The 12,115-nt window shown below is 64.5% G+C and carries 8 protein-coding genes; 4 read left to right on the plus strand and 4 right to left on the minus strand.

Features of this window, described 5'->3' with window-relative positions; translation table 11 throughout:
• The 4 genes from EOA75_RS04115 to EOA75_RS04130 form a co-directional block, all read right to left on the minus strand.
• A partial coding sequence (locus tag EOA75_RS04115; protein WP_164747273.1) for a DUF1194 domain-containing protein occupies positions 1-730 on the minus strand: 730 nt, incomplete at its 3' end.
• Positions 731-822: 92 nt separating this feature from the next.
• The gene (locus EOA75_RS04120) at positions 823-3,384 is read right to left on the minus strand and encodes an FAD-dependent oxidoreductase (protein WP_127323694.1); all 2,562 of its coding nucleotides are present in this window, start codon (positions 3,382-3,384) and stop codon (positions 823-825) included.
• 321 nt (positions 3,385-3,705) lie between these two features.
• A complete protein-coding gene (locus EOA75_RS04125) occupies positions 3,706-3,969 on the minus strand; it encodes a hypothetical protein (RefSeq protein ID WP_066999629.1) in 264 nt (87 codons plus the stop codon).
• A 142-nt stretch (positions 3,970-4,111) separates the two neighbouring features.
• Positions 4,112-6,601, minus strand: coding sequence for a mechanosensitive ion channel family protein (locus tag EOA75_RS04130; RefSeq protein ID WP_127323695.1), 2,490 nt, complete (start codon positions 6,599-6,601; stop codon positions 4,112-4,114).
• Positions 6,602-6,806: 205 nt separating this feature from the next.
• Between EOA75_RS04130 and EOA75_RS04135 the strand changes: the two genes are divergently transcribed.
• From EOA75_RS04135 to EOA75_RS04150, 4 genes are read left to right on the plus strand one after another with little or no spacing between them, the layout of a single operon-like run.
• Positions 6,807-8,066 (plus strand): sarcosine oxidase subunit beta, encoded by a 1,260-nt coding sequence (locus EOA75_RS04135; RefSeq protein WP_095780816.1) that lies wholly within the window; start codon positions 6,807-6,809, stop codon positions 8,064-8,066.
• 12 nt (positions 8,067-8,078) lie between these two features.
• Complete coding sequence (locus tag EOA75_RS04140) at positions 8,079-8,372, plus strand: sarcosine oxidase subunit delta (RefSeq protein ID WP_067329272.1); 294 nt, start codon at positions 8,079-8,081, stop codon at positions 8,370-8,372.
• Complete coding sequence (locus EOA75_RS04145; protein WP_127323696.1) at positions 8,369-11,362, plus strand: sarcosine oxidase subunit alpha; 2,994 nt, start codon at positions 8,369-8,371, stop codon at positions 11,360-11,362. Before EOA75_RS04140 ends, EOA75_RS04145 begins: the two co-directional genes overlap by 4 nt.
• Before the next feature lie 22 nt (positions 11,363-11,384).
• The gene (locus EOA75_RS04150; RefSeq protein WP_127323703.1) at positions 11,385-11,972 is read left to right on the plus strand and encodes a sarcosine oxidase subunit gamma; all 588 of its coding nucleotides are present in this window, start codon (positions 11,385-11,387) and stop codon (positions 11,970-11,972) included.
• Positions 11,973-12,115: the final 143 nt, after the last annotated feature.

A 12,115-nucleotide genomic window follows, 5' to 3' on the forward strand; every position in this document is an offset into this window, starting at 1 on the left:
ATTGCCGCGAGGCCGGGCCGGCGAGCTCGAGCACCAGCTTGCGGCGGATCGCTTCCGGGAATTGCGTCCAGTCGTTGACCGGGATCATGAAGGCGCCCGCCCCGCCGATCACGCAGTCGCTGTAGTAGCGGTCGAGATTGGCGACGTCGAAGGCGCCGCCGTACCCGCCCCTTGTCATCAGCGGCAGTCCGTTGATGGTGATGCCCTGCCTCACCACCTCGTCGCGCGTGATGTCGACCGGCGCGCCCTGGTTGTTGGGTCCGTCGCCCGAAACGTCGATGACGCGCTTGGTCCCCTGAAAGCCGCTTTCGGCGAAAAGGTCGCTGCCGAAGGCCAGCGCGCCGGAGATCGAAGTACGTCGCGCGCTGTCCGGCGGACGTGCGTTCATCTGCGCAACGATCCGTTCGGCGTCGGCGCGATTGGCAATCGCTGTCCACGGTACGACGACCCGCTGCCATCTAGTGCCGGCCCACTCGACATAGGTGACCGCGATCTTGCCGTGGACGCCGTCGGCGATGGCCTTGAGCACGTTGTCATCCGTCAGTGCCGCCGCATAGCCACGGCGCTGGATCTCGAGTTCGGCCGGCGACATGGAGAGCGAAACATCGACTGCGAGCACCAGCTCGACATCTACCGGCTCTATCGCACTCGATCGCGTGGGCGGGCCGAGGAGCAGCGCCAGCGCGGCGGCGCCGGAAAGCCAATGCCTTGTTCGGCCCAAAGCGGACATGACGCAACGGTAAGCGATAATCGCGCATGAACAAAGCAAAAAGGCCCGGCGTCGACCGGGCCTTCCACCAATCCGGACGAACGCGCGCTCGCTTAGCTGCGCGGCTTGAGATTCTCCGGGTCGTAAAGCGGCTTGTAGCCGACGCCGGCCACCTCGACCGGATAGGTCTCGCCGAAATACTCCACCTGCAGCTTGCGACCTTCCTGGCAGCAGGCCCAGGGCAGATAGGCGAGCGCGATGTTCTTGCCGATGGTCGGGCCGTAGGCGACCGACGTGGTGAAGGAGCGCCGGCCGAGCTCGTCGACCAGCGTCTCGCCGGTCGCGGGATCCTGCACTGGCATGATGCCGACCGGATAGCGCGCGACGCCCTTGGAATCGGTGTTCTCGGTCATCACCAGCGTGCAGAGCATAGCCGGCTGATGCTCGCGGGCGCGATATTCCAGGTGCTTGGCCTTGCCGCAGAAGTCGTTCTCCTTGACCTTCGGGCGGGCAAGATCTGCCTCGAGCAGATTGTATTCGGTCAAGAGGTCGGCGTTCTGCAGCCGCAGGCTCTTCTCCATGCGGCGCGTGTTGGCGTAGGTCTCGACGCCGAACGGCATGACACCGGTCGAGCGCAGCGCGTCCCAGACGGCGAGCCCGTCCTCATAGCGCATATGCAGTTCCCAGCCCTGCTCGCCGACATAGGAGATGCGGAAGGCGGTGACGTCCTTGCCGCCGATCCTGATCGGCTTGATCGCCGCGAACGGGAAATTCTCCGGCGTCAGCCCGTTCGGGTCCTCGACCACCTTCTGCAGGGTCGTGCGCGCATTCGGCCCCCAGATGCCGATGGTGACGTATTTTTCGGTGACGTCGGTGACAGTGACATCGAAACCTTTGTCCTGCGCGGTGCGCTGCATGTAGCGGAAGTCGCGCGGCCCGGCGTCGGCGCCGTCGATCACGCGGCAGCGATCGGCCATGCGGATCACGGTGAAGTCGGCGCGCACCATGCCTTCCTCGTCGAGGAAGTGGGTGTAGATGCCCTTGCCAATATTGTTGTCGCCGCCGATCTTGGCCGCGCACAGCCATTCCAGCAGCGCGACATGGTCCGGCCCTTCCACGTCGTACATCGAAAAATGCGAGAGGTTGACGATGCCGCAATCCTCGCTCATCGCCAGATGCTCGGCATTGGAGACGCGCCAGAAATGGCGGTTGTCCCACTCATTCTCGCGCACCGGGACGCGGTTGGCGTATTTTTCCAGGAGATGCTCGTTGGCGGCATACCCATGGGCGCGCTCCCAGCCGCCCAGCTCCATGAAGTAGCCGCCGAGTTCCTTCTCGCGCTCCCAGAACGGCGAGCGGCGGATGTTGCGGCCCTTGGAGAACGGCTCGCGCGGATGCACCGCCGGATTGTAGACCTTCATCGCCGTCTCGGTGCAGCGGTCCCAGATGAACTCTTCCTTCGTCTGGTGCGGGTAGAAGCGCGCATAGTCGATGGCGTGATGGTCGATCGAGGTGCGGCCGTCGGTCATCCAGTCGGCGATCAGCTTGCCCATGCCCGGGCCGTCCTTGACCCAGATGGCGACGGCGTACCAGAGGCCCCTGACCTTCTGGCTTTCGCCCATGGACGGGCCGCCGTCGGTCGTGACCTGCAGCAGGCCGTTGAAGGAATGGCCTTCATTGTACCCGAGCTCGCCGAGAATCGGCGTCAGTTCCATGGCGCGCTCCAGCGGCGCCATGATCTGCTCCATGTCGAGGTCGCGCTGCGAGGGCGAGAGCCGCGCCTGGTCTTTTTCCAGCAGGTCGCGCGGATGGCAGAGACGCGGATTGGTCTCTTCGTAATAGCCCCATTCGATCTGCCCGCCCTCCGCGGTCTTGGGATCCCCGGTGTCGCGCATATAGGCCGAGTTGCCCTGGTCGCGCAGCAGCGGCCAGCCGATCTCCTTGCCGGTGGCGGCGAACTCGTTATATGGGCCGAAGAAGGTCAGCGGGTGGTCGATCGGCATGACCGGCAGGTCTTCGCCGACCAGTGCCGCGGTCAGCCGGCCCCAAATGCCGGTGCAGACGACCACATAATCGGCTTCGATCGTGCCGCGCTCGGTCACGACGCCCTTGATGCGGCCGTTCTCGACGATCAGGTCCTTGGCCGAGGTGTTGGCGAAAGCCCGGAGTTTGCCGGAAGCGACACCCTGGTCGACGAGCTTGCCGGCCACCGTCTGCGAGCGCGGGATGACGAGACCGGCGTCGGGGTCCCACAACCCGCCCTGCACAAGATGCTCCTCGATCAGCGGGAACTTCTGCTTGATCTCGGCCGGCTCGATCAGGCGCGCGCGGGTGCCGAATGCCTTGGCGGAAGCAATCTTGCGCTTGATCTCGTCCATGCGGCCATCGTCGCCGACGCGCGCGACTTCGAGGCCGCCGATGCGCGCGTAATGCCCAATCTTCTCGTAGAAATCGAGGGAATAGAGCGTCGTCCGGCAGGAGATAAAATCGTGGCTGTTCGTGTAGCAGAAGTCCGAGGCATGCGCGGTCGAGCCGATATCGGTCGGGATGCCCGACTTGTCGATGCCCACGATGTCGTCCCAACCGCGCTCGATCAGGTGATGGGCGACCGACGCGCCGACAATACCGCCAAGACCGACGATGACGACCTTCGCCTTTTTCGGAAACTCTGCCATGCCCGCGACTCCAAAGTGCTAAAGCGGGCGCGCCGGCGCCCGTTCGAATTGCGCCAGAATATGCAGAGGACGCAGATTGAGCTACCGCCTGTTTGCGACACATCGCGGATGCCGCGCGACCCGCCGCGCCGGCTCGGCTCCACATGCGATTTCGCTCAGGCGAAAACCCCGAAGTCCTAGGCCTGGAAGTCGACCTGGCAGCTGGCAGTCTTGAGCTTAACCACGACGGGAACACTTCCGGCGTTATCGTTAAGCAGCGGCTACCGGAACGATAAAAGGCCGGACAAACGCCCGGCCTTGCCGATCATATTCAAGGAGTTCTTACTTGATCCGCGCAACGCCGCCGGAGATCTCGACCGTTTCCGAACCGGTCAGCGCTTCGAGATCACCATTGGGCAGGGTGACGAAGCAGCCATTCGGGCAGAACTCCACAGTCTCGCCGGCGGCCAGCGCCAGCTCGGTCTTGCCGCCGCCTTCGGTCACGATCAACGTCCGCGTCTGGGCGTCCTTGTTGACCGCACTGGCGGCAAAAGCCGAACCGCTAAGGGCCAGGAAAGCGACGGCGGCAACGACAGACTTCCACATTGCAATTCCGGTGTTTCCACACCGCCTCTGTTCAATTTCGCAAGGCATTCTCGCCCTTTGCGTGAGAGCTTATATGAGATGTAACGTGAACCGCAACTGAATGCCGCATTCATGCCACAATCGGCTTCCGCGGGCGCCAAAGCTAGTCGGGGTCGGGCTTGCGGCCTCTTCTCTTGGTTTTAGCCAGACGCGCCTGCTCGGCCGCGGCCTCCGCTTCCAGCCGCTCGCGTTCGGCGAATTCGGCCTCGATCTTGTCGTCGTCGATCGGCCATGGCTCATGCTTCTTGCTCTCGACCACGGCGCGGGGCGCCGACGGGATCTCGATGTGCTCGTCTTCGAAGATGTCGAAGATCGCGAATCGGATGTCGTTCTGGACGATGCTGCCGTTCAACACGTCGGCGACGAACACGCGGATCTCGAATTCCAGTGCAGCCGGGCCGAAATTGGCAAACAGCACGAAGGGCTCGGGGTTCTTGAGCACCATCGGATGGGCGCGGGCAATGCCGAGCAGGATGGCGTGGACGCGCTTGACGTCGCTGCCATAGGCGACGCCCACCTTGATGTCGACGCGGCCAAGCTTGTTGCGGTGCGTCCAGTTGCCAACCGCATTGTTGATGAGGTTCGAGTTCGGCAGGATCACCGACTGGCGCTGGAACGTCTCGATCTCGGTGGCGCGCACGCTTATCTTTCTGACCGTGCCGCTGATGTCGCCGGCGACGATCCAGTCCCCGACCTTGAACGGTCGCTCGGCAAGCAGGATCAGCCCGGAGACGAAGTTCGAGACGACGTTCTGCAAGCCGAAGCCGATACCCAGCGAAAGTGCGCCGGCGACCAGCGCCAGATTGGAAAGATCGATGCCCGCCGCCGATATGCCGACCAGCGCCGCAAGCGCGACGCCGGCATAGCCAACCGCCAGCCGGATCGAATTGCGCACGCCGGTGTCGACCTTGCCGCGCGCCATGACCGAGCCGTCGAGCCAACCCTGGAACCAACGCGTGAGAAAATAGCCGATGGCGAAAACGACGATGCCGGTGAGGATGCCGAGCACCGAGATGGTCACCGACCCGATGGTCACGCCCGTTGCGAGCTTAAAGGCCCAGGTTTCGATATCGCCGGGCTGGAAGCCCCACATCAAGAGGATCAGCGGCAGGAACACCAGCACGATCATCAGGTTGATGGCGATGCTGACCACTAGGCCGAGCTGGTCGAGCGCGGTGTCCTCATAGCTGGAATTGGCTGACAGCCAGCGCCCGACCGAAGTGTCGGCGAAGCCGCCCTCCTCGCCGATCGCCCGCGCCGACAGGAAGCCGATATAGGCGGTGATCAGCGTGGTGCCGGTGACGACGACCTGAATAGAGACGAAAAGCGCAAGACCGATATAGCCGAGCAGTGCCGCGGCGATTGTGGAGACGCCGAGCCCGATGGCAATGAAGCGAAGCCAAGCCGGCCACGGACGCCACGAGCCGTCCTTCGCCCTGAAAGGCTTCAGCACACCCATCAGGATCAGGATGACGCCCACGATGACGGTGGCAACGAAGCTCCTGGCGATCGTCAGCGACAGCGGCGAGCCCATCTTCTCGTTGACGACGGACAGGAAGTAGTTGAAGCCGAGGACCACGGCCATGGCGGTGGCCAGCCGCACCAGCCAACGCGCCGGTCCGGTTGCGACTGGAATAAGCCGCCAGTTCGGCAGCCGCGGCTCTAGGGCGGCATTGGTCAGCCGGTTGACGCAGAACGCCACCGCGACGACCGAGAGCAGCGCGTTGAGGAATTCGCCGATGTCGCCGCGCAGGACGTTGTAATAGTTGAAGAAGAACACGGTCGAGGCGAGGAACGCGCCGAGCGCCACGGTCGGCAGCAGCGTCGACCAGAACGCCACCGAAAGCCGGCTCAGGTACGACGGCTCTTCGACCGAAGCATCGGCCTCGAAGATGCGGCCGAAGAGACGCCTGCCCCCGATCAGCAGCACGGCCGCCAGCGCCAGCGCCATCAGCGTCGCCGCAAGCATCGCCTGGAACTTGAACTTCAATGCGAAGGTGAGCCAGGACGCCACCGCCTTGTAGAGGCCGGTGAACTGGTCGTGCGCGTCGGAAAAGGCCTGCGGGCTCAGCGCATCGCTCAACTCGTAGCGTTTCGTCAGAACGCTGCGGAAAAGCTGACTGCGTAGCGTGGCGATCCTGTCGACCAGCCCGCTGATGCGGATGGACAGGTTCTGCGCGCCGGCGACCACGGCGTTGATCTCGGCCTTCTCGGCCGTAAGCGCCGCGCGCTCGTTGGCGACGATCGCCGGCTCCGGCGGCTGCCCCTGGGCCGGCGGCGGCCCCAATACCTGGATGCGCGCATTGATGTCGTTGAGGCGCGATCGGAACGCGAGCGCGCTGTTCAGCGCTGCCCGTGAAATATCCTCGAGCTGCAAGCGGATATCGACAAGGCCGACATCGTCCTGGTCTGGGGCGCTTAACTTCTTCTCCAGTCCGTCGGTCTTGGCCGTCAGATCCTGGATGGCCTTGGTCTGGTCGGCGATGAGCTGCGTGGAGCCCTGGCCGATCGCCTGCGCCATCGCGCCGGGCGAGGGCTGCGCCGCGACGGCGACAATGGCGATCAGGATCAGGCGGAGCAGTCGGAAAATCATGACGTGACGGGCGACTCACGGCCGAAAAATCTTCGAAAATCCTGCCCTTGATAAAGACCGGCCTATCAGGCGGCAAGACGTCTCCATCCGCGGGCCTCGGCGCGGATCGAAGTCGGCCTGTCGAAAAGCGATGGCGCAATCTTGGCTTTGCGCTTCTCGCCTGCTCTATAGTCTGCCGGCTCGCACCAAAAGGACGACAGGAAGAATGGCGGAATACTCAGCCTTTTCGCTGCTCAAGAACGCGCTCAACGGCAACCAGGACTGGAAACCGGCCTGGCGCAAGCCGGACCCCAAGGCGTCCTATGATGTGATCGTCATCGGTGGCGGCGGCCATGGGCTCTCGACCGCCTATTACCTCGCCAAGGAGCACGGCATCACCAATGTTGCGGTGCTGGAAAAAGGCTGGCTGGGCTCGGGCAATGTCGGCCGCAACACCACGGCGGTGCGCTCCAACTATCTTTTGCCGCAGAACACCCGCTTCTACGAACATTCGATGAAGCTGTGGGAGAACCTGTCGCATGACCTGAACTACAACGTCATGTTCTCCCAGCGGGGCTGCCTGAACCTCGCGCACACGCCGGCTCAGCTCGACGACTACGCAAGGCGCGGCAATGCCATGCGTCATCTCGGCGTCGACGCCGAACTGATGAGCGTCAAAGAGATCAAGCGCCTTGTTCCGGCCCTGGACGTTTCGGGCTCGGCGCGATTTCCAATCCTTGGCGGGCTGATGCAGCCGCGTGCCGGAACCGCGCGCCACGACGCCGTCGCCTGGGGCTATGCGCGCGGCGCCGACCGGCGCGGCGTCGACATCATCGAGAATTGCGAGGTCACCGGCTTCCTGCGCGACGGCGACCGCATCACCGGTGTGACGACGACGCGCGGCGATATCCGCGCCAAGAAGGTGGCGCTTGCGGTGGCCGGCAGCACTGGCCAAGTCATGCAGCTTGCCGGCATTTCGCATATGCCGATCGAAAGCCACGTTCTGCAGGCCTTCGTCTCGGAATCGCTGAAGCCGATCATCGGCACCGTTCTCACCTTCGGCATGGGCCACTTCTACATCTCGCAATCCGACAAGGGCGGCCTCGTCTATGGCGGGGACCTCGACGGCTACAACAGCTATGCCCAGCGCGGCAGCCTGCCCGTCGTCGACGAGGTGATGAGCGAGATGCTGGCACTCTTCCCGGGCCTGGCGCGGGTGCGCATGCTGCGCTCCTGGGGCGGGCTTTGTGACATGACGATGGACGGTTCGCCGATCATCACCACCGGCCCGCTGCCCGGCATGTATCTCAATTGCGGCTGGTGTTATGGCGGCTTCAAGGCAACGCCAGCCTCAGGATGGTGCTTTGCCTGGACCATCGCCAAGGACGAGCCGCACGAGTTCAACGCGCCCTTCACGCTCGACCGTTTCTATCGCGGCCTCATCATCGACGACAAAGGCCAGGGCGCGACGCCGCGGCTGCATTAGGTTTCGAATCATATGCTGATCACTTGTCCCTATTGCGGCCCGCGCGATGTCATTGAGTTCACCTACCAGGGCGACGGCAACCGCGAGCGGCCGCAGCCTGCCTCGCAGGATCTCGACGCCTGGAATGCCTATGTCTACGACCGGCTGAACCCGGCCGGCGACCACAATGAGATCTGGCAGCATTCCGGCGGCTGCCGCGCGCATCTGCGGGTGGTGCGAAACACCTTAACCCATGAAATCTTGAGCACTGCCTTTGCCCGTGGCGGACACAAGTCCGCGGGCCACAAAGCGGGAGGCCACCAGTGAGCCCTCGCCGCACAGAAACCGGCGGCCGCATCGACCGGCTGCGCACCATCCGCTTCACCTTCGACGGCGCGCGCTATACCGGACACGCCGGCGACACGCTGGCTTCGGCGCTGCTCGCCAATGGCGTGACGCTGTTCGGCCGTTCGTTCAAATACCATCGCCCGCGCGGCCTGTTCGCCGCCGGCGTCGAGGAACCGAACGCTCTGGTGACGGTGCTGCGCGGCGAGGTGCGCGAGCCCAACATTCCCGCCACCATGGTCGAGATCTATGACGGGCTGGTCGCGGTCAGCCAGAACCGCTCCCCCTCGCTCGCCTGGGATATCGGCGCGCTCAACCAGCTCGGCGGCAAGCTCCTGTCGGCCGGCTTCTATTACAAGACCTTCATGGGACCGGTGATCGGTCCGTTGAAAGGCACGCGCTTCTGGATGTTCTGCGAGCATTTCATCCGCCGCGCCGCCGGCCTCGGCAGAGCCGGCACCGCGCCCGATACCTCGCGCTACGAGCGCATGAACGCCTTCTGCGACGTGCTGGTCGTCGGTTCCGGCCCGGCCGGGCTGATGGCGGCGAAGGCCGCGGCCGACCAGGGCGCCCGCGTGATCCTGGCCGAGCTCGAAGCAAAGTTCGGCGGCTCCGCCAACTGGTCGGGCGAAACCATCGACGGGGCGTCGGCAGCCGACTGGGCGGCGCGCATCGTCGGCCAGCTCGAAGGCAATGACAATGTCCGCCTTCTGCCGCGCACGACGGTGTGGGGCTATTACGACGGCAACACGCTGGCCGCGCTCGAACGGGTGACGGACCACAAGGAAGTTCCGGCCAAGGGCGAGCCGCGCCAGCGCTACTGGGCGATCCGCGCCAAAACGGTGGTTCTCGCCACCGGCTCCTTCGAGCGTCCGCTGGTATTCCCCGGCAACGATCGTCCGGGCGTCATGCTGGCGCATGCGGCCGAACGCTACGCCAATGAATATGGCGTGCTGCCCGGTGAACGCATCGCACTGTTCACCAACAATGACAGCGCCTATCGTTCCGCCGTTGCACTGAAGAAGGCCGGGGCCGCCGTCGTCGCCATCGTCGATGTCCGCAGCGACGTGTCGAACGAGATGAGCAGGCCGGCGAGCCAGGCCGAAGCAGAGCTGCTTGCCGGCCATGCCGTGGTTGCGACCGAAGGCGGCAAGGCGCTCACCGGTCTCAAGGTGCGGCGCTTCGAATTGATGAACGGCGCGCTGAGCGGCGATGAGCGCAGCATCCATGCCGACTGCCTGTTGATGTCGGGCGGCTGGTCACCGACGATCCATCTCGCCAGCCAGGCTGGAGCCAGGGCCATATGGAACCCTGCCAGGCAGGCCTTCCTGCCGCCGCAGCCGACGCAGCGCTGGATCGGCGCCGGCGCCTTCACCGGCAGTTTCACGACCGCGGAAGCGATTGCCGAAGGCCGCGCGGCTGGCATTCAGGCCGCCGGCGGAAGCGCGTCCTCCGCTCCGCTACCCGTCGTGGAGGCCGTCCCCGGCGAACCGGATCCGGCACCGGTCTTCGAGATCAAGGCCAAGGGCAAAAGCTTCGTCGATTTCCAGCACGACGTGACCGCCGAGGATGTGCGGCTCGCGCACCGCGAGGGCTTCGTCTCGGTCGAGCATCTGAAGCGCTACACCACGCTCGGCATGGCGACCGACCAGGGCAAAAACTCCAACGTGCCGGGCCTCGCCATCATGGCCGAGGCGCTGGGCAAGCCGATCCCCGAAGTCGGTACGACGCGGTTCCGGCCGCCCTACACGGCCGTGTCGATCGGCTCGCTGGCGGCCGAGCGCTTCGGCGACCTGAAGCCCGAGCGGCTGACGCCGATGCACGACTGGCACATCGACAACGGCGCGACCATGTATGCGGCCGGTCTCTGGTACCGCCCGATGATCTACGGTCTCGCCGGCGAGACGGTCGAGCAGGCCTATGTCCGCGAGGCCGCGGCAACGCGTGAGAGCGCCGGCATCGTCGATGTCTCGACGCTTGGCAAGATCGCCGTTCAGGGCCCGGATGCGGCGGAATTCCTCGACCGCGTTTACACGAACATGTTTTCCACCCTCGCGGTCGGCAAGGCCCGCTACGGTCTGATGCTGCGCGAGGATGGGCTTGCCTTCGACGACGGCACCACATGGCGGCTTGGCGAACAGGATTTCCTGATGACCACCACCACCGCCAATGCCGGCAAGGTGATGCAGCATCTGGAGTATTTCCTCGACGTGATCTGGCCGGAACTGAAGGTCACCGTCACCTCCGTCACCGACGAGTGGGCGGGGGCCGCGATCGGCGGACCGAAAGCCAGGGCGATCCTCGCTGCCTGCGTGAAGGGCACGGCCGTCGACAACGCCGCGCTTCCCTTCATGGGCATTGTGCACGGTGAGATCGCCGGCGTGCCGGTGATGATCTGCCGCCTCTCCTTCTCCGGCGAGATGGCTTTCGAGGTCTATTCCGGCGCCGGCTATGGAACGCGCGTTTGGGAGGCTCTCATCGAGGCCGGCAAGCCTTTCGGCCTGGTCGCCTACGGGCTCGAGGCGCTTGGCACCATGCGCATCGAGAAGGGCCACGTCACCGGCGCGGAGATCGACGGCCGCACCACGGCGCGCGACCTGCATCTCGACTGGATGCTGTCGAAGAAGAAGCCCTTCATCGGTTCCGCCATGATGGATCGCGAAGGCCTGATCGCCCCGGACCGGCTGGAACTTGTCGGCTTGATCGCTCTCGACAACCGCGCGCTCAACGGTGGCGGACATATCGTCGAGGAACTCGACGAAGCGAACCCGCACGATTCGATCGGCCATATCACCGCCTGCTGCTATTCGCCGGCGCTCGGCAAATACATAGCGCTTGCGCTTGTCAAAGGCGGCAAGGCGCGCCACGGCACGCGCGCCTTCGTCTCCGATCCGCTGCGCAACCGGTTCGGGCCGGTCGAGATCGTCTCCAACCATTTCTACGATCCGGACGGGAGCCGCATGCATGGTTGAACGACAACTTCCCGAGCGGCAATTGCCTGAGCGCCTGTCGCCGCTTGAACCGGTCTATCATCCAGGCTCGCACGGTAATTTCGAGCATGGCGTTGACGTTATCCTGTCCGAAACGCGGCCGGGCTCGATCCTGCAGTTCGCAGCATGGCCGGGCGAGGAGAAGCGGCTGATGTCCGGCATATACAAGGTGACAGGCCTTGCCCTGCCGGATGGAGCCGGCGGCGGCGTCGTCAACGGCGCGAAAGCCGCGTTCGGATTCGCGCCGGGCAAATTCACCGTGGTTGACGAGGCCGAGGGCCTGGCTTCCGCGTTCACCGGCCTGATCACGCCGTCCATCGGCACGATTACCGATCTCTCGCATGGCCGCACCGCGATTCGCATCGCCGGGCCGAAAGCGGAGTGGGTGATGGCGAAATTCTTCGCTATCGACTTCGCCTTGCCGGCCTTCCCGCTCGGCGCCGGCCGCTCGACCAACCACCACGATGTCTTTGCACAGATCCAGCGCACCGGTGGCGACCAATTCGACATCTATGTGTTCCGCTCCTTCGCGCGCTCCTTTTGGAAGGCCTTGTGCCACGCGAGCGAGGAAGTCGGCTACGAGGTGCACTAAGCGCAATTCCAGGAAACTGCGCGGCGGTTTTCCGTGCCGAATTTGCCTCTAAGCAGGCAGCACTCGGGGATTGGTTCAGCCGGCGCGTGGCACTATCGACGGCCACAACTGCCGCTTGAGCCTTGGGCCAGCGAAGACGATAG

It is taken from the genome of Mesorhizobium sp. M1A.F.Ca.IN.022.07.1.1, from assembly GCF_003997575.1.
In the GTDB taxonomy this organism is placed as follows: domain Bacteria; phylum Pseudomonadota; class Alphaproteobacteria; order Rhizobiales; family Rhizobiaceae; genus Mesorhizobium.